Raw genomic sequence first — 552 nt, forward strand, 5'->3', positions numbered from 1 at the left:
CGGTGACCACGTGCAGATGCGCGAGGGCCACCTGAGCATCAATGGCCAGCCGTTGCAGATGGCCGACCTGCAGGACGTGGAAGCCTTCGGCCAGCGTCGCGCCCGCCTCGACCTGGACATGGGCGGTGGCCCGGACATCGCCGATCTGGTGGTGCCGGCCGGCAAGCTGCTGGTGCTCGGCGACCACCGGGGCAACAGCTTCGATGGCCGCTTCTTCGGGTTTGTCGACGCCGACAAGGTCTATGGCCGCGCGGTGGCGGTGTACTACCGCCGTGGCGACGGCTTCGAGTGGCAGCGCCTGTAAGCTGAATTGATACTTTCCATGTATCAATCATGATCCAACAGGTTATGGATCGACTGGATGGACGGGCCTAGTCTGGGCCCGTTCCTCTCCACCCGGCCGCCCCCACCGGCCCATCGATCCCATGACTGGCGAAACCGCGGCGGCCGTTGAAGGCCGTCCTTCCACTCTCGATACCGGCACTGACACCCGCATCCAGCAGGGCACGCCGGCCTTCCGCCGCACTGCGCTGGCGCTGTTCCTGGCCGGCT

1 protein-coding gene is annotated in these 552 nt (G+C 66.3%); it reads left to right on the forward strand.

Annotation, left to right across the window (positions count from 1 at the left end; genetic code table 11):
- Nucleotides 1-304, forward strand: a 304-nt coding sequence (lepB, locus tag C9414_RS20975; protein WP_107164306.1) for a signal peptidase I, incomplete at its 5' end; no start/stop codon positions are given.
- Nucleotides 305-552: the final 248 nt, after the last annotated feature.

Source organism: Bacillus sp. Nf3 (assembly GCF_003028545.1).
Lineage (GTDB): Bacteria > Bacillota > Bacilli > Bacillales > Bacillaceae > Bacillus > Bacillus safensis.